The sequence below is a fragment of the Clavibacter tessellarius genome (genome assembly GCF_001618005.1).
Classification (GTDB): Bacteria; Actinomycetota; Actinomycetes; order Actinomycetales; family Microbacteriaceae; genus Clavibacter; species Clavibacter tessellarius_A.
Window position 1 is genome coordinate 30,854 of record NZ_LQXA01000036.1, and the last position, 16,345, is coordinate 47,198.

14 protein-coding genes are annotated in these 16,345 nt (G+C 68.9%); 6 read left to right on the forward strand and 8 right to left on the reverse strand.

Going from position 1 to position 16,345, the window contains the following annotated elements; translation table 11 throughout:
* Positions 1-26 precede the first annotated feature (26 nt).
* From mmsA to AWH51_RS16485, 3 genes are all read left to right on the forward strand, one after another.
* Positions 27-1,556, forward strand: coding sequence for a multiple monosaccharide ABC transporter ATP-binding protein (gene mmsA / locus AWH51_RS10260; RefSeq protein ID WP_063071981.1), 1,530 nt, complete (start codon positions 27-29; stop codon positions 1,554-1,556).
* Between the two features lie 5 nt (positions 1,557-1,561).
* The gene (gene mmsB / locus AWH51_RS10265) at positions 1,562-2,749 is read left to right on the forward strand and encodes a multiple monosaccharide ABC transporter permease (RefSeq protein WP_063071982.1); all 1,188 of its coding nucleotides are present in this window, start codon (positions 1,562-1,564) and stop codon (positions 2,747-2,749) included.
* A 193-nt stretch (positions 2,750-2,942) separates the two neighbouring features.
* A complete protein-coding gene (locus tag AWH51_RS16485; RefSeq protein ID WP_254654534.1) occupies positions 2,943-3,542 on the forward strand; it encodes a helix-turn-helix transcriptional regulator in 600 nt (199 codons plus the stop codon).
* Positions 3,543-4,220: 678 nt separating this feature from the next.
* On the opposite strand, the gene AWH51_RS10275 is transcribed toward AWH51_RS16485, so the two are convergent.
* Genes AWH51_RS10275 through AWH51_RS16625 form a run of 7 tightly spaced genes read right to left on the reverse strand, consistent with a single transcriptional unit; the run spans position 4,221 to position 11,861 of the window.
* On the reverse strand, positions 4,221-5,510 hold the full coding sequence (locus AWH51_RS10275; RefSeq protein WP_063071983.1) for an MFS transporter: 1,290 nt from the start codon (positions 5,508-5,510) through the stop codon (positions 4,221-4,223).
* Positions 5,507-6,529: a glycosyltransferase family 2 protein gene (locus AWH51_RS10280; protein ID WP_063071984.1), complete on the reverse strand. Its 1,023-nt coding sequence runs from the start codon at positions 6,527-6,529 to the stop codon at positions 5,507-5,509. Before AWH51_RS10280 ends, AWH51_RS10275 begins: the two co-directional genes overlap by 4 nt.
* A complete protein-coding gene (locus AWH51_RS10285; RefSeq protein ID WP_063071985.1) occupies positions 6,526-7,287 on the reverse strand; it encodes an ABC transporter ATP-binding protein in 762 nt (253 codons plus the stop codon). The genes AWH51_RS10280 and AWH51_RS10285 overlap by 4 nt, the downstream gene beginning before the upstream one ends.
* Positions 7,284-8,126 (reverse strand): ABC transporter permease, encoded by an 843-nt coding sequence (locus AWH51_RS10290; protein ID WP_217491916.1) that lies wholly within the window; start codon positions 8,124-8,126, stop codon positions 7,284-7,286. The genes AWH51_RS10285 and AWH51_RS10290 overlap by 4 nt, the downstream gene beginning before the upstream one ends.
* Entirely contained in the window at positions 8,123-9,526 is a 1,404-nt protein-coding gene (locus AWH51_RS10295; protein WP_175345507.1) for an ABC transporter substrate-binding protein, read from the reverse strand. Before AWH51_RS10295 ends, AWH51_RS10290 begins: the two co-directional genes overlap by 4 nt.
* A 44-nt stretch (positions 9,527-9,570) precedes the next feature.
* On the reverse strand, positions 9,571-11,484 hold the full coding sequence (locus AWH51_RS10300; RefSeq protein ID WP_063071988.1) for an alpha-galactosidase: 1,914 nt from the start codon (positions 11,482-11,484) through the stop codon (positions 9,571-9,573).
* Positions 11,481-11,861, reverse strand: coding sequence for a galactokinase family protein (locus tag AWH51_RS16625; RefSeq protein ID WP_368072671.1), 381 nt, complete (start codon positions 11,859-11,861; stop codon positions 11,481-11,483). Before AWH51_RS16625 ends, AWH51_RS10300 begins: the two co-directional genes overlap by 4 nt.
* 507 nt (positions 11,862-12,368) lie before the next feature.
* Between AWH51_RS16625 and AWH51_RS16495 the strand changes: the two genes are divergently transcribed.
* Positions 12,369-12,719, forward strand: coding sequence for a helix-turn-helix transcriptional regulator (locus AWH51_RS16495; RefSeq protein ID WP_063071991.1), 351 nt, complete (start codon positions 12,369-12,371; stop codon positions 12,717-12,719).
* Between the two features lie 99 nt (positions 12,720-12,818).
* Here AWH51_RS16495 and xylA read toward each other — a convergent pair whose 3' ends face one another.
* On the reverse strand, positions 12,819-14,012 hold the full coding sequence (xylA, locus tag AWH51_RS10320) for a xylose isomerase (protein WP_053773879.1): 1,194 nt from the start codon (positions 14,010-14,012) through the stop codon (positions 12,819-12,821).
* A gap of 237 nt (positions 14,013-14,249) precedes the next feature.
* Between xylA and AWH51_RS10325 the strand changes: the two genes are divergently transcribed.
* Positions 14,250-15,749 carry a GH1 family beta-glucosidase gene (locus AWH51_RS10325; RefSeq protein WP_063071992.1) on the forward strand — a complete coding sequence of 500 codons (1,500 nt, stop codon included), beginning with the start codon at positions 14,250-14,252 and terminating at the stop codon, positions 15,747-15,749.
* Positions 15,746-16,312 carry a GNAT family N-acetyltransferase gene (locus AWH51_RS10330; RefSeq protein WP_063071993.1) on the forward strand — a complete coding sequence of 189 codons (567 nt, stop codon included), beginning with the start codon at positions 15,746-15,748 and terminating at the stop codon, positions 16,310-16,312. The genes AWH51_RS10325 and AWH51_RS10330 overlap by 4 nt, the downstream gene beginning before the upstream one ends.
* Positions 16,313-16,345: the final 33 nt, after the last annotated feature.

A 16,345-nucleotide genomic window follows, 5' to 3' on the forward strand; every position in this document is an offset into this window, starting at 1 on the left:
CACCATCCACACAAGTGAGGCAGGCCATGGCCAACCACATTCTCGAGATGCGCGGCATCACCAAGACGTTCCCCGGCGTCAAGGCGCTGCAGGACGTCACCCTCGAGGTCACGCGCGGCACGTGCCACGCGATCTGCGGCGAGAACGGCGCGGGCAAGTCGACCCTGATGAAGGTGCTGTCGGGCGTCTACCCGGCCGGCTCCTACGACGGCGACATCGTGCTCGAGGACAAGGTCGTCAAGTTCTCCAGCATCCGCGACAGCGAGAAGTCGGGCGTGGTGATCATCCACCAGGAGCTCGCGCTGAGCCCCTACCTCTCCATCGCGGAGAACATCTTCCTCGGCAACGAGATCAGCAAGGGCGGCTTCATCGACTGGAACGCCACCAACGTGGAGGCCTCGAAGCTCCTCGCCCGCGTCGGGCTGAGCGACAACCCGGCCACGAAGATCGCCGACATCGGCGTGGGCAAGCAGCAGCTCGTGGAGATCGCGAAGGCGCTGTCCAAGGAGGTGAAGCTCCTCATCCTCGACGAGCCCACCGCCGCGCTCAACGACGAGGACTCCGCCCACCTGCTCGACCTGATCAAGCACCTCAAGGGCCAGGGCATCACGAGCATCATCATCAGCCACAAGCTGAACGAGATCAAGGCGATCGCCGACGCCGTCACGATCATCCGCGACGGCAAGACGATCGAGACCCTCGACCTCGGGCGCGACTCCATCAGCGAGGAGCGCATCATCAAGGGCATGGTGGGCCGCGACCTCCAGAGCCGCTACCCCGACCGCACCCCCGACATCGGCGAGGAGGTGCTGCGCATCGAGGACTGGACGGTCCACCACCCGCAGGAGCACTCCCGCGTGGTCGTCGACCACGCGAACCTGAACGTCCGCGCGGGCGAGGTCGTCGGCATCGCCGGCCTCATGGGCGCGGGCCGCACCGAGCTCGCGATGAGCGTCTTCGGCCGCTCCTACGGCGCCAACATCTCCGGCAAGCTCTACAAGCGCGGCAAGGAGATCACGGCGCGCACGGTGGGCGAGGCGATCAAGAACGGCCTCGCGTACGCCACGGAGGACCGCAAGCACTACGGCCTGAACCTCATCGACGACATCAAGCGCAACGTCTCCGGCGCCGCGCTCGAGAAGCTGTCGAAGGCGGGATGGGTCGACGCGAACCGGGAGTACGTGGTGGCCGACGGCTACCGCACCTCCATGAACATCAAGGCGCCGAGCGTCGGGTCCATCACCGGGAAGCTCTCCGGGGGGAACCAGCAGAAGGTCGTCCTCTCGAAGTGGATGTTCTCCGACCCGGACGTGCTCATCCTCGACGAGCCCACCCGCGGCATCGACGTGGGCGCCAAGTACGAGATCTACACGATCATCAACGCGCTCGCCGCGCAGGGGAAGGCGGTCATCGTCATCTCCAGCGAGCTCCCCGAGCTCCTCGGCATCTGCGACCGGATCTACGCCCTCTCCGCCGGGCGCATCACGGGCCAGCTGCCGATCTCCGAGGCGACGCCCGAGACCCTCATGACCTACATGACCAAGGAAAAGGAATAGTCAGCATGTCCAGTCTCAGCAATGTGGCGGGTTTCCTCGTCAGCCGCCTCAGGCAGATCGGCATCTTCATCGCGCTGATCGCGATCGTGGTGCTGTTCCAGATCCTCACCGACGGGACGCTCCTCGAGCCCCGCAACGTCACGAGCATCGTCGTCCAGAACGCCTACATCCTGATCCTCGCGATCGGCATGGTGATGATCATCATCGCCGGGCACATCGACCTGTCTGTCGGGTCCGTGGTGGCGCTCATCGGCGCCGTCTCGGGCGTGTTCGCCGTCAACTGGGGCTGGCCCTGGTGGGCGTCCATCCTCGCCAGCCTCGTGATCGGCGGCCTCATCGGCGCCTGGCAGGGCTTCTGGGTGGCGTACGTCGGCATCCCCGCGTTCATCGTGACCCTGGCGGGCATGCTCACGTTCCGCGGCCTCGCCCAGATCGTGCTGGAGAACCGGCCGATCACGCCGTTCCCGGACGAGTACGTGGCCGTCGGCTCCGGCTTCCTGCCCGACCCCACGAACCGCGCGGCCATCCTGGAGCCGATCACCGTGGCGCTCGGCGTCATCGCGGCGCTGTTCCTCGTGCTGTCCGCGGTGCGCGAGCGTCGTGCCCGCGTGAAGCTCAACCTCGAGGACGAGCCGCTCGCCTGGTTCCTCACCAAGCTCGCCACCATCGCGGTGCTCGTGCTCGGCATCACGTACCTGCTCGCGAGCTACAACGGCACGCCGATCGTCCTCGTGATCCTCGCGGTGCTGGTGCTCGTGTACACGGCGGTGATGGGCCGGAGCATCTTCGGCCGTCACATCTACGCCCGCGGTGGCAACCTCAACGCGGCGCAGCTGTCCGGCATCAACACGAAGCGCGTGGACTTCCTGCTCTTCGTGAACATGGGCTTCCTGGCGGCGCTCGCCGGCATCGCCTTCACGGCGCGCAGCAACTCGGCGCTCCCCGCGGCCGGCAACGGCTTCGAGCTCGACGCGATCGCCGCGGTGTTCATCGGCGGGGCGGCCGTCACGGGCGGCATCGGCACCGTGACGGGTGCGATGGTCGGTGGTCTGATCATGGGCGTGCTCAACAACGGCATGTCGCTGCTCGGCCTCGGCACGGAGTACCAGCAGCTCATCAAGGGCCTCGTGCTCCTGCTGGCTGTCGCGTTCGACGTGTTCAACAAGAGCCGCGGGTCCAAGTCCGCGACCTGATCCGCCCGCATCACCCGCGCTGACGCGCACGGAGGGGCCCGGCATCCGCATGGATGCCGGGCCCTCCGTCGTCCGGCGCCGCGGGCTGGGGGAAGGGCGTTCGCGCGCGGCGGCGTCCGCGTAGCATCCTGCTCACCCGCCGCCGCGTCGTCTGCCGTGTCGCGCGGCCCGTCGAGGCGCGAGGGAGCGGAGCATGCCGAGGATCGTCATCCCCTGGATCGCGGCAGCCGTGGGGGTGTCGACGATCGCCGTGGTGCTCGCCGTCCAGCATGGCCGTGACCCCGTCGCCGCAGTGCTCCCGGCCCTCGTGGTGCTCTCGAGCGGTCCGGTGGGCCTCGTCATCCGCCGCCGGCGCGAGATGGGCTCGCGGTCGGCCGCGCCCGGCAGCGTGGAGCGGGCGATCGCGTCCGCCACCCAGGCGGCGGTCTTCCGCGACCTCCTCGTCGGGATCCCGGCGGCCATGCTCTTCCAGCTGGTGCAGCCCGAGCGGCCGCCGATCACGACCTTCCTCCTGCTGCTGGTAGCCGTGCTCGCGGACCACGGCCTCCGGAACATCGCACGCCTTCGGGCCTGCGGGAGGCCCGGCACGGGCACGAACGACCTCGCTGTCCACCGGGCCGCGGCCGGGCTCGCGCCGGAGGACCTCGCGCTGGCCACGGGGGTCAGCGATCGCACGATCGTCGCGATCGAGAACGGCCGCCATGAGCCGGGCGTCGACCTCGCGCTGGCTCTCGCCCGCGAGCTCGGCGTCCGCGTGGAGGACCTGTTCCCGGCGCATCCGCCGAGGGCCTGACCGCCGCGCACAGGCAGACGGAGGGCCCGGCATCCACGTGGATGCCGGGCCCCCCGGTCGTGCTCGGTGCGCGTCCTAGGGCGTGTCTCTCCATCCGTGGGTCCAGGCGATGATGCCGTGCAGGACGGTCGCGGCTCGGTGGTGGAGTGCGTGCTCGTCGTAGCGGGTGGCGAGGCCGCGCCATCGCGTGATGTGGCAGAAGCGGGGTTCGGCGACATTCCGGCCGCGGTGGTCGACTGCGTCGAACGCGGATGGGCGCCCACCTCTGGCGCCGCGTCGACGTCGGTGGCCTTGCTGATCGGCCGGCTCGGGGATGACCGCGCGGATGCCTCGGTCCGGAGATGGCGGCGGATCGCTCGAGACGAGTGCGCCTCGTCACCTCGGAGCGCTTGCGAGTGCTCGCGAGAGCCCCATGGAACATGAGCCGGGTCATCGACGGGTGTCCACGGGGTGGGGCGGTCTCCTCGCGGTCGTGAAGCGCCCTGCATTCGATGGAGACATCGCGCGATGTGATTCCCGCCAGCTGATCGACGGCTGCGTGGCCAGCATGGAACGTGCCCTCGAACTCGGCGAGGTGGGTCACGGCCGTCCGGGCTCCGTTCACACGGCTTCGCCGCCGGTTCGCCAATACCCTCCCCGACGAGTCGGAGCGTCGTCTCGCTCAGCGCTATCGCGGAGCTACGTCGGTCGGGTTCGCGACCGCGACAGGTCGGGCTCGGCGCCGCGGACGCCTCCTTCGCTCTCGGCCCGCCGACTGCAGAGGAACCAGACGATTCCGTACACGACGGTGATGCCTCCGAAGAGCTGCACGAGAGTCGGGGCGGGAAGGACTCCGATGAGGACGGCGGCGACGAGTTGGCTGATCCCGATCGCGAGCATCGAGAACATGTTGTCGAAGGCGAAGATCCGACCCCGCAGAGCAGCGGGTGATTCCTGCTGCAGACCGTAGTTGCTCAGGGATGCGGTGGCACTGCCCCCGATGTGGGCGACGATGACGAGGATGATCGCGAGAGGGGCGGACGTCTGCATCGCCATGAGCGCGTAGGCCACGCCGAAGAGCGTGATCGTCGCCAAGAGCGCTCTCCTGGGCTGGATGCCGGCGCGGACGATCGGTCTCGCGAGCATCGGACCGATCAGAGCGCCGATGCCTCGGGCGGCGAACAGGAAGCTCGCTATGAGAGCTGGCTCACCGCTGGAGAGCATCAGGGCGATGGAGGGGAAGACGGCGAGGATCCCGTTGCCGATGTTCGTCCCGGGCTTGGCGAGGATCAGCGCACCGATCATCCGACTCGTCTTCGCCGCCCGGAACACGGAACGGCTGTCGCTGACGAACGCGGAGAGCCGCAGTCGAGGGACGTCGGTCGCCGCGCGCCCGAGCTTCGGGAGCCTGAGCAACGACAACCCGGCGATGAGGTAGCCGAGGAAGGTCACGCCGAAGCACACGTACGGGGAAGCGAAGCTCGAGACCAGGCCGCCGAGGGTGGAGCCGAGCACGAGCATCACCCCCCAGACGGATCCGAGACCGGTCGTCGCTGCGAGCAGGCCGTGTCGTTCGACGAGGTCGGGCACGATCGTGTTCACGGCCGGGGTGAAGAACGCCTTGCCGACCGCGAGAAGTGCATAGGTGGCGACGCCTAACAGCGCTGTCGCCGCAGAGGAGATGAGGAAGAGCAGCCCGATTGCCAGAGATGACCCGAGAAGGCAGACGATCAGGATCTTCCGGCGGTCGAACCGGTCCAGCAGCGAGCCGGCCACCAACGACAAGCCGGCGATGACGAAGGTCTCGACGCTGAGGAGGACGGCGCCGAGAGCGCCGCTGCCCGTCAGCCTCTGCATCAGCAGGATGAGCGGGATCATCGTGAACCAGTCACCGCCCTGGCAGATGACCTGCGCGAAGAAGACACGGCGATAGTCGACGTTGTGCCGGAGCAGGCCCCAGGTCGTCGTCGGCGGGGCGGCGGCTCTCACTGCGCCTCTGGTCGAGACGGGGCCGAGTCGGCGGATCGTGTCAGGACCCCTCGTTCACGCAACCCGTCGAGGACAGCTCGGTTCGCCGCGGGCATCGAGAGCATCGTCTCGGCGTCGAGCTCGGCGACGAAATCGGCGGCGAGCGTCGAGGCGGCGCTGAAGTCGGCCTCGGGCGCCTGTCTGATCGCGTCGAGCAGCACGGTGAAGTCGCCGAGCGTCATATCGTGTCCGAGTTCGCGCAGCAGGCTCGGACTGTATTCGCGGACGACTGCCGCGCTCTCCACGGCCATCCGCATTCGTGCTTCGACGTTCCCCGGTTCGTGGAGACGTTGCGTGATGGATCGCGGACCGCGATCACGCACGCGCCAGTGGTAGGCGACCTGTGTCGTCACGACGACTGCTCGCGCCTTGAGGTGCGCCGCGAGCATCACCGGCGCGTCCTCGTATTCCGACAGTTCGAAGGCGAGACCGGCTGAGTTCCAGAAGCTACGCCGGAAGACCTTGTTCCACGCCATCCTGTCGAGGATGAGATCTCTGACCGAGGTGATGTGGGCCGCCTGTCGGTCGGTCCCGAAGACCTCCCGGTACCGGGGGTGCGGCCACACCTTCTGGGAGTCGAATCGCAGCACGTTCCCGGAGACGAAGTCGGCCGCCGATCCCTCGAGGAGTGAGATGGCGCGTTCGTAGGCCCCTTCGGGTACGACATCGTCGGCGTCGCAGAACGCGAGGTACTCGCCCGCCGCCGCCGTGATACCGAGGTTGCGGGCTCGGCTGAGACCGCGGTGGTCGCTTGTCACGAGTTCGAAGCGGTCGTCCTCGGCGATGAATCGGCGGGCGATGTCCTGGCTCCGATCCGTGGAGCCGTCGTCGACCAAGATCACTTGCAGGGGAACGCGCTGCCGGGCCAGCGACTCGAGACATTGCTGGAGGTACGACTCCACATCGAAGACGGGGACGACGACACTGAGCAGCCCTGCGGTGGGCTGCGCGCTTCGATTCTCCGATTCGGCGTCGGTCATCGTGAGGCCCCTGTCTCGGAAGCGAAGAGGGCGAGCAGCTTGAGACGGTGCACATGGGCGCTGTTCGCGTCGGTTCCCGTCTCGGTCGCACGACTCGGCGAGTCCGGGATCTCGACCAGCCCGTTCGCCGGCTTCCCGGTGAGTACGAGCTGCCTCCCGCCGAGGGCGTCGGCCTCCTCCAGGTCGTGAGTGACGAAGACGACCGTCGGACGGTGTTCGTCGTGCACTCGGAGAAGCAGCTGTTGGCAGGCCGCCCGGGTCCTGATGTCGAGAGCGCTGAAGGGCTCGTCGAGCAGCAGCACACTGGGACGCGTCACGAGGGTGCGCGCGATCTGCGCCCGCTGCCTCATCCCACCCGAGAGCGAGCCGGGGAGCAGATCTCCGTGCGCCGACAATTCGACCTCCGCGAGCATCTCGGTGACGCGTACCGTGCGCTGGGCCTTGGGCACTCGTGCGATCTTGAGCGGGAGCTCGACGTTCTGCCGGACGTTCAGCCATGGCAGCAACCCGTCCTGTTGGAAGACGAGTCCCCGGCTCGCGGACGGTCCGAGGATCGGCTCGTCGGCGACCCTGACGTGGCCGGATGTGAGACGCTGCAGCCCCGCGAGGACGCGCAGGATCGTCGACTTCCCCGAGCCAGACGGCCCCAGGACGATGGAGATGCGGCCGGCTTCGAAGGTCGCTGACAGGTCGTCGAGGACGGTCCGGCCACCGAGTCGGACCGTGGCCCCTTCCAGCTCGATCGCAGCTCCGTTCATGATGTGACCTCGCGCTCTGCCCAATGGGTCAATCGTCGGCCGGCGAAAGCGACCAATCCGGTGGTGATCATGCCGAGTGCGCCGATGACGACCATGCCGGCGACGACCGATGGGTAGTCGACGAGCGTGTACGCCTGCCAGGTCCGGTACCCGACGCCGAATTGACCGGAGATCATCTCGGCTGAGATGACGCAGACCCAGGACACGCCCAGCCCGACGGAGAATCCGGCGAAGATGCCCGGCAATGCGCCGGGAAGCACGACTCGCAGGATCACGGTCGCCCGCCCGCCGCCCATGGTCTGGACTGCCTCCTCCCAGGAGAGCGGCAGCGTCCGCACTGCGGCTCGTGCGCTGATGACGATCGGGAAGACGGCGGCTGCGAAGGTGATCGCGACGATCCCCTGCTCATTGGTCGGGAACAGCAGGAGCGCGATCGGCACCAATGCGATCGCGGGAATGGGACGCGCGATCTCGACGAGGGTGCCGAGGGTCCGGTCGGCGGTCGAACTGCGGCCCTGCATGATCCCGAGCGGGACGCCGACTGCGCATGCGAGCAGGAATCCGAGCGTGATCCGGGCCAAGCTCGCGGCCACGTCCTGGTAGAACAGCGCTGTCCCGAGCTGACGGATCAGTACGTCCGCGACGGTCAGCGGCGTCGGCAGTTTGTCGAACGACAACCAGAGCCTGACGCCAGAAGCCGACAGCAGTTGCCAGATGAGCAGCGCGGCGACGACGGTCGCGGCCCTGATCAGCAGGTCCTTGGACGACCGTGCGCGGGAACGGGTGGGAACGGTGCGGCCGGGCAGTCGCATCATCGCCGTTCGTGATGCTGCCTTCATCCGCTCGCCCTCGAGAACTCCTCGGCGCCGGCGAAAGTGTATTGACGGCTCTCGGGCTTGTCGGATGCGTACTTCGAGGCGTTCTCGGCAGTCGCGAACGCAGCCCATCGCTTGTCCGTCGGTGCAGCTGGGTCGTATGTCCAGATGCTCTTCTCCGCGAACCAGCGCGTCCCGGTCAATCCATCTGACACGTAGGCGGCGCGGATCTCCGCGTCCGCCTTCGTCGCGGCAGCGAGCAGGCATCCCGGGGTGCCGTAGAACGATGCTCCCGCTTCGCCCTTCCAGAGGATCGCACTCGGCGGACCGTTCTCACCAGCCGAATCGCCGCAGCCCTCCTGGACCGTTCCAGGTGCTGCTTGGTTGATGTCGGAGTCGAGCATCTGCGCGTAGTCCTCACCGAACAAGCGCTTCAGATGGGAATCGTCGGCGAAGGACGTGAGGTGCGGGTCGATCGTGCCGTCGGTCTTGCGCAGGTAATCGGAATCCTTCTGCAGTGCGGTCACCAATGCAGGCTTGAGGGCCATGTTGAAGTTCGCGATGCCGAAGGGTCCGTTGTACAGGTAGACGACCTCGAGCGGGAGGCCGGTCGCTTCGGCGACCTCTTTCGCCGCGTCGAGCGGCTGGGCGTGGAGGTAGTCCGTCGCTTCGCTCATGCCCTGGAGGAATGCTTGGACGACCGCGGGCTGCGTTCTCGCGAACTGCTCGCCGACGACGACGCCGTGGAAGGTGGGGTTCGCGGTCGTGGCCCCGTCGACGAGGAGGCGCCCGTCGCCGTTCCACACCTCTTGTGCGGGCCATGGCGCGAACTGGGAGTAGGCCGCCACGCTGCCGGCCTTCAAGGAGGTCGCTCCGACGCTCGGCGCTTGGTTCTGTCTGTCGATGTCCGTCGGCTGGAGGCCTGCTGCATCGATGGTCTGAGCGAGCAAGCCGTCGCCGGCTGATCCGACCGAGGTCGAGACGGTCGCTCCGCGGAGCCCCGCGACGTCCTCGATCGTGCTTTCCGACGGCACGACGATGCCGTTCAAGCCTCCGGCCATGTTGAACGCGGTCGTCGCGATGAGTTCGGTGCGGGCATCGGCTTGCGGGTAGGTCCGCGAAGCGTTCAGGACCAGCGGGAAGTCACCCATCGAGCCGATGTCGATCTTGCCGGCGAGCATCTGCGCGGTGATGGGGGCGCCGGTGTCGTAGTCCTCCCATCTCACGTCGTAGCGCACTCCGGTCTTCTCCGTCTCGGCGGCGAGCGCCTTCTCGAAGTAGCCGCGCGCCTTGAGGAGCGTCCCTGCCGTGACGGTGTTGATCGTCTTGCTCTGGTAGCCGACGGTCACCTCGACCGTCCCGTCGTCGTCGGAGCACCCTGTCATCGTGGTCGCGCCGAGCACGACGCCGATGGAGATCGCCATTACCCGCAGGAGTCGTCTGTTCTGCATCACCTGTCGTCGCTTCCTCATCGTTCCTCGGGTGCTCGTAGCACTGCGACCTCGCCGGTGGCCAGCGGGATCTCGCTCGTGCCTGCTGCGAGCACCTCGACCACGGAGCGGGTCGAGCCGTCGGTCACGTCGATTCTGGTGATGATCGTCCGTTCTGTGTCCGCGGACAGCGTGATCGTGTGGTCGGTCGTCGAGTTGACCAGGGCGACGCACGTCGGCGGCAACCTGGTGACCCTGCTTGATTCGGTCTGGATCACGACTGTTCCGTCTTTCAGCTCCATCGACGCCGTCCCGTCGGTCGTGAAGCTGCGGCCGTGTCCGAGGCCACGGGCTAGCAAGGAGTCGTACCAACGATGGAGTGCACTCATGGTCGCGCGTTGCGGAGAGGTCAGCGTCCTGAGGTCCTTTCCCCATGACGGGATGCCTCCGGCGATCATCCGCAAGCCGATCAGCGCGACGTCCTGCGCGCTGGCCGACGGGCTGAAGGTCTGGTAGTCGTTCAACGCGGGGAGGTTGCGGGCTTGCATGTAGACCATGCGCTCGAGGTTCGTCTTCGAGGCGTACGGCGCATCACCGGCCCGCACCACGGTGCCCGTCGCTGCGGCTTGAGGTGACGCGTAGTCCTGCTTGAGTTCGACGATCATCGGTCGTCCGACGGCGTCGATCGCGCGCCGGGCTTCGGCGAGGTGCAGCACGAGTCCTTCCATCGCTGACTCCGTGTCGTGCAGGTGGTGGACGCCGGCGCACTCCTCTGCCGGGAGCCAGTTGAACAAGTCGAACTTGAAGCCGTCGATCTCATATGCGTCGATCAGCGAGGTGACCACGCCGAGCATCCTCGCGCGTGCTTCCGGAGACCGGAAGCAGAGGGAGTAGAACAACGTCGGGTTGACGATCGGCGTGCCTCGGTCGTCCTCGACGAGCAGGGAGGCGTTCTCGCCGAATGAGTGGGAAGCCGGCCCGACCGCGTGCGGGGCGCACCAGAGGAGCACCTTCGCTCCATCGGCGCGAAGCTCACGGAGCATCTCCGGCATGTCCGGGAAGCGGATGGGATCAGGCTGCCAATCGCCGATGTTCAGTGGGGTGCCGTAGTCGGAGTCGAGACCTGGCCCGAACCAGCCGTCGTCGAGGATGAAGTGCCGCACTCCGAGTTCCAGTCCCGCTGCGACGTTGTCGGTGAAGGTCCTCCGGTCCATCTGATCGGAGCTCCAATCCACCCAACTGCACCAGTACGTCGCGAGCGCGGCTGCATCTGGCTGATATGCGACCGCCAGCCGGTCCTGTTCGAGACGGCTGAACCTCCTCAGCGCGTCGAACCACGCGGTGTGTCCCTCTTCACGGGTGCTCACCCACCCGAAACGCTGGGTGGTGCCGAGCGCTGGCCCGACGGCCCCGAGCTCGTATTCGACTCGGAAGCGACGGTGTTGGACGTTGAGTGCTCGGTTCGACGCGGGCTCGTGCACGCGGACATCCATCTCTCGCGTGCCGGTGAGCAGGCCGATGGCGAACGCAGCGTTGCCGCCGAGGTTCTCGAAGACGAACGCCGGGGTGGCGAACGAGTTGATGCGGATCGCTGTCGTCTCGCGGAAACGCCATGCCGATATCGGGCTGAGGCTGTTCATGAACCACCGCCCGGTATCGGGGAAGACCACCCGGTCGAAGTTGTCCAGGAGCGTGACGTAGGAGATTCGGAGGTCCGACATGTCCGAGATCGTCGTCACCTCGAAGATCAATTCGTCCGGCTCTCCGCTGCGGACGGCGATCGTGACGTCCTCGTCCGGATCGTGCGGGGACTCCGCGGTGAGCAGCCCGCCTCGTCGGACCAGATCGAGCACTCGCGTCACCTGATGCTGACCGGCAGTGACCGTGATCTCCAGACATTCGATCGGCTCGCATGTCAGCACGCCGTCTTCGCGGCTTTCGAGGAGCGTCACAGGTGCCGCCCGGTGCCGTCGGACGGGGTCCCGATGGAGAGATCCGGCGATGCCCAGTCGGTCTCCTCACCGAACCGGGCCCGGACCGCGGTCGCGATCGTCTCGATCGACGAAGTGGGAGCGAGGGCCGCTGATGAGACTCGCCTGACCTCGCGCTCCTGCACGGAGCGGAGCACGGGCACGCGCATCCCGCCGGCGTAGTCGACGTGCTCCCCGATGAGGTTCACGCGTCCGGGAGCCGACCACACGCCACGGGTTCCGTCGGCGCTCTCCAAGTGTCTCTCCGCCGACTCCTGGGCGGTGATCCCACGTGCCGAGACGGCCGAGATGATCGGCTCCGGTGCGTCGCCCGTTCGACGAGACGTGATCGGGTTCACTGTCCTTCTGCCAGCTCCATCGCAAAGCAGCCTCTCTCCGGATAGCCGTGTTGACGTTGCACCCTACAGGCAGTGGGCGTGCCAGCTCGAGCGACATGTGGAGGACGTCGCAGAGCCACCGCTGACGGCCACGTCCCGGCTGCGCCAGCGGCCCTTCTTCGACGCGCTCGGTCGGCGTCAGTCGTGGCGTGTCGTCACCTGAGATGCGTCTCCTCATGATGTGCGGGCGTGCGGCCTGTGAGCAGGGCGGGTCCGTGGATCGGCGTGAAGACCGCATCGGTGCGGCGCATCGCGGGGAGAACCCGACCGCACCTGCCGAGCTCGCTGGCGGCTTCGCGGTCATCGGGGACGTGCATCTCCTCGCGGATGCCGATCTGCGAGGCACCCTGGGTCTGATGGAGACTCGCACTATGTGATGCCCGCCGGCTCGAGGTCCTCGACGCTGCGGGCGGCGTCGAGCGGGCCGTCGCCGCCCGGGCCGCGGCCGCGGTCTTCCGGGACCTGCTCGTGGTGCTCCCCGCCGCCGTCCTCGTGCTCGTCGCCAGCCCGACCACGAGCCCCGTGCTGCTGGTGGCGGCGGTGCTCGTCACCGTGCTCGTGGACGAGGGGTTCCGGCGCTCGTCCGGCCGTCTCGCGATGGAGCGCGGGGGAGGGGGGGACTGCCGGCTCGCGGAGCACCGGATGCGCCTCCGCCTCGAGGAGGACGAGCTCGCCGAGCGCCTTGGCGTGAGCACGCGCACGATCCGGGCGATCGAGGCCGGGCGGCACCGTCCGCCCGTCGACCTGGCGGTGGCGCTCGCCCGGGAGGTGGAGGCGCCGGTCGAGCGGCTCTTCCCTCCGCCCGCGACGCGCGGCTGAGGGGCGGGTTCCGAGCCCGGTCCGCCCGACCCGCCACGGCGGAGGGCCCGGCATCCACGTGGATGCCGGGCCCTCCGGTCGTGCAGGTGAAGGGGCGAGCTAGGAGCGCGCGCCCATCAGGTGCTCCAGCGCCAGCTGGTTGAGGCGGACGAAGCCGAAGCCCTTCGCGTCGAAGTACTCGTCGGCCGCGAAGTCCTCGTAGGAGGAGCGGTCCGCGAGGATGTCGTCGTAGGACTCGCCCTCGTTCAGCGTCGGCGTGTAGATGTCCTGGACCTTGGCGGCGGCGAGCGCCTCCTGCACCTCGGGGTCGGCGCGGAAGGCCTGCGCGCGCTCCTTGAGGAGCAGGTACATGCGCATGTTCGCCGCGGCGGAGTCCCACACGCCCGTGATGTCCTCGGTGCGGCTGGGCTTGTAGTCGAAGTGACGGGGGCCGTCGTAGGAGCGGCCGCCACCCACGCCGCCGTTCTCCAGCAGGTCGACGAGCGAGAACGCGTTCTGCAGGTCGCCGTGGCCGAAGACGAGGTCCTGGTCGTACTTGATGCCGCGCTGGCCGTTGAGGTCGATGTGGAAGAGCTTGCCCTGGTACAGCGCCTGCATGATGCCGGCGGTGAAGTTGAGGCCCGCCATCTGCTCGTGGCCGACCTCGGGGTTCACGCCGACGAGCTCGGGGCGCTCGAGGGTCTCGATGAAGGCGAGCGCGTGGCCGAGCGTCGGCAGCAGGATGTCGCCGCGGGGCTCGTTGGGCTTCGGCTCGATCGCGAAGCGGATGTCGTAGCCCTTGTCGGTGACGTAGTCGCCGAGCAGGTTGACGGCCTCGCGGTAGCGCTCGAGCGCGCCGCGGACGTCCTTGGCGGAGTCGTACTCGGCGCCCTCGCGGCCGCCCCACATCACGAAGGTCTGCGCGCCGAGCTCGGCGGCGAGGTCGATGTTGCGGAGGACCTTGCGGATCGCGAACCGGCGGACGGCGCGGTCGTTCGAGGTGAAGCCGCCGTCCTTGAAGACGGGCGCGGAGAAGAGGTTGGTGGTGACCATCGGGACGACGATGCCGGTGTCGCTGAGGGCGCCCTTCAGGCGGTCGATCTGCTTCTGGCGCTCGGCGTCGGTGGACCCGAACGCGAAGAGGTCGTCGTCGTGGAAGGTGAGGCCGTAGGCGCCCAGCTCCGAGATGCGCTCGACGCCCTCGACCACGTCGAGGTCGGAGCGGGTCGGGCCGCCGAACGGGTCGGCCCCGGTGTATCCGATGGTCCAGAGTCCGAACGAGAACTTGTCCTCGCGGGTGGGGGTGAGCGCCATGGTGTCTCCTGTCAGCGTCGTCGATGATTTGTTGCTAGCTACAACCTAATCGGCGGGCGGGCGCCGCGCAACGTCGACACGAGGGCGCGGTCGGGTCGGATGCGGTGCGGGCGCGGCGGCGCGGGCGGGTCGGGTGGACGCGCGGGAGGCGTCCCGGCAGGATGGCGGGAGGTCGTCGTCGACCGCGCGCACGCGCATCCGCCGGCCCCATCGCCCCGACGGAGAGGTCCGCAGCCCATGACCGACGCATCGCCCGCCGCGACCGGCACCCCGGCTCCCGACGACCGGGGCACCGGCCTCGACTTCCCGCCCGGCTTCCTGTTCGGATCCGCCACCGCCGCGTACCAGATCGAGGGCGCCGTCCGCGAGGGCGGCCGCGGCGGCTCCATCTGGGACGTCTTCAGCCGCACGCCCGGGAAGGTGCTCGGCGGCGACACCGGCGACGTGGCCGACGACCACTACCACCGGCTCGAGTCCGACCTCGACCTGATGCAGGAGCTGGGCCTCGAGGCGTACCGGTTCTCGATCGCGTGGCCGCGCATCCAGCCCACCGGCCGCGGGCCGGCGAACCCGGAGGGGCTCGCGTTCTACGGGCGGCTCGTGGACGGGCTCGTCGCGCGCGGGATCACGCCCATCGCCACGCTCTACCACTGGGACCTCCCGCAGGCGCTCGAGGACGAGGGCGGCTGGACCAGCCGCGAGACCGCGTACGCCTTCGCCGACTACGCCCGGATCATGGGCGAGGCGCTGGGTGACCGCATCGGCACCTGGACGACGCTGAACGAGCCGTGGTGCTCGGCGTACCTCGGCTACGCGGCCGGCGTGCACGCGCCGGGGCGCACGGACGCGGAGGCGTCGTTCCGCGCGGTGCACCACCTCAACCTCGCGCACGGGCTCGCGGTCGCGGCCCTCAAGGAGGTCGTGCCGGTCGACGCCCGGTTCTCCATCACGCTCAACCTGCACGTGATCCGCGGCGAGGGCGACACGGGCCCGGAGGCCGTGCGCCGGGTCGACGGCGTCGGCAACCGCGTCTTCCTCGACCCGCTGCTGAACGGGGTCTACCCGGCCGACGTGATGGCGGAGACCGCGGCCATCACCGACTGGTCGTTCGTGCGGCCGGGCGACACGGAGCTGATCCGCCAGCCGCTCGACCTGCTGGGCGTCAACTACTACAACACCAGCCGGGTGCGGATGCGCGACGGCTCGTCCGCGGCGGGCGGCACCTCCATCCACGGCGACGTCGCCGCGTCGCCGTTCCCCGGCACCGACGACGTCGACTTCCTCGAGCAGCCCGGGCCGTACACGGCGATGGGCTGGAACATCGAGCCGCAGGGCCTCGAGGACCTGCTCGTGTCGCTGCACCGGGAGTTCCCGGACCTGCCGCTCATGGTCACGGAGAACGGGGCCGCGTTCGACGACGAGGTGACCGTGGGCGACGACGGCGTGCGCGCCGTGCACGACCCCGAGCGCATCGACTACCTCACGCGCCACTTCGCGGCCGCGCACCGGGCGATGGCCCGCGGCGTCGACCTCCGCGGATACCAGGTGTGGTCGCTCCTCGACAACTTCGAGTGGGCATTCGGGTACTCGAAGCGGTTCGGGATCGTGCACGTCGACTACGCCACGCAGGAGCGGACGCCCAAGGACAGCGCGCTCTGGTACGCGCGGATGATCGCCGACCGGCGCATCCCCGCTGCCGACGCGCGTCCGCAGCGGGACGTGCGACCGGCCCCGTGAGCGCGCCCCTGCCGGGCGCCGACGAGCGCGTGACGCTGGCCCCCGGGATCGTGATGCGGCCCGCGCGGATCGGCGACGCCGCTGCGCTCGCCGAGGCCTACCGGGAGAACCGCGAGCACCTCCGCCCCTTCGAACCCGCCCGCACGGACGCCTTCTTCACGGCCGCGGGCCAGCGCGCGCAGCTGGCGGGCCGGGTGGCGGAGCGGGCCGCCGGATCCGGCCTGCCGTACCTCGTCGTGGAGGGCGACCGCGTCATCGGCCGCTGCGACCTCTTCGCCGTGAAGCGCGGAGCCGCGCAGAGCGCGAGCCTCGGCTACTGGATCCACCGGGACCGGCAGGGCGCGGGCCTCGCGACCGCGGCGGCCGCGCAGGCCGTGCGCATCGCCCGGGCGGCGGGGCTGCACCGGGTGGAGGCGTCGACGCTCGTCGGCAACGTCGGCTCCGAGCACGTGCTGCGGCGCGCGGGCTTCGCCGCGATCGGGGTGGCGGCCGGGTACCTGCGGGTCGACGGCACCTGGAGCGACCACACGCTCTGGCAGCGGGTGGTCGACGGGGCGCGCTGACCGCTCCGGTAGCGCTCGCGCCGAGGCCGCCGC

What these genes read in the sequence shown, in the direction of transcription:
- AWH51_RS10285 (WP_063071985.1), bottom strand. Translation starts at nt 7,287, where the DNA reads ATGAACGGAGCTGCGATCGAGCTGGAAGGGGCCACGGTCCGACTCGGT.
- mmsA (WP_063071981.1), top strand. Translation starts at nt 27, where the DNA reads ATGGCCAACCACATTCTCGAGATGCGCGGCATCACCAAGACGTTCCCC.
- AWH51_RS10280 (WP_063071984.1), bottom strand. Translation starts at nt 6,529, where the DNA reads ATGACCGACGCCGAATCGGAGAATCGAAGCGCGCAGCCCACCGCAGGG.
- AWH51_RS10325 (WP_063071992.1), top strand. Translation starts at nt 14,250, where the DNA reads ATGACCGACGCATCGCCCGCCGCGACCGGCACCCCGGCTCCCGACGAC.
- AWH51_RS16485 (WP_254654534.1), top strand. Translation starts at nt 2,943, where the DNA reads ATGCCGAGGATCGTCATCCCCTGGATCGCGGCAGCCGTGGGGGTGTCG.
- mmsB (WP_063071982.1), top strand. Translation starts at nt 1,562, where the DNA reads ATGTCCAGTCTCAGCAATGTGGCGGGTTTCCTCGTCAGCCGCCTCAGG.
- AWH51_RS10295 (WP_175345507.1), bottom strand. Translation starts at nt 9,526, where the DNA reads ATGGCGATCTCCATCGGCGTCGTGCTCGGCGCGACCACGATGACAGGG.
- AWH51_RS10290 (WP_217491916.1), bottom strand. Translation starts at nt 8,126, where the DNA reads ATGAAGGCAGCATCACGAACGGCGATGATGCGACTGCCCGGCCGCACC.
- xylA (WP_053773879.1), bottom strand. Translation starts at nt 14,012, where the DNA reads ATGGCGCTCACCCCCACCCGCGAGGACAAGTTCTCGTTCGGACTCTGG.